Below are 516 nucleotides of genomic sequence, written 5' to 3' on the forward strand. Positions count from 1 at the left end.
AGTTACGGTGGTTTGAACTGTCTCTGCGGGGTTTATTCCATCATTTATCACTACAGTGACAACACTGCCATCTGGCGCATCACTGCTGCCGTTAATGGTCGGTGTAGTGTCGTTGGTTTCACCTATCGCGTTGATGGTAATACTCGGCGCTAAGGTGTTAAGTGTAAAGGTATCAGTGGCACTGTTGCTGTTGCCCGCTGCATCACTGACACTCGCAACCACCGTGTAATCATCATCGCCGAGGACTGGCGAGGTGACCGCCCACTCACCATTGGTATTAACCGTTGCACTAAGCGTGGTACTGGTCCCGACACTATCGGTCACAACAAGATTTATAATAGTTCCTGCTGGCTCTGACGAGGTGCCACTGAGTGTCGGCGTATCATCATTAATGGCACCGAGGCTATTGATACTGATCAACGGATCTAAGGTATCCACACTGCCAGTGCCGGTGTCACTGCCGGTATTGCCTGCCGCATCGGTAATACTGGCGGTTACTGTATAACTGCCATCCGT

At 51.0% G+C, this 516-nt stretch carries 1 protein-coding gene; it reads right to left on the minus strand.

The window, feature by feature from the left end; genetic code table 11:
* On the minus strand, window positions 1–516 hold a 516-nt coding region (locus FW757_RS23180; protein ID WP_446441787.1), incomplete at both ends, for an Ig-like domain-containing protein.

The organism is Pseudoalteromonas sp. 1181_04 (assembly GCF_052850545.1).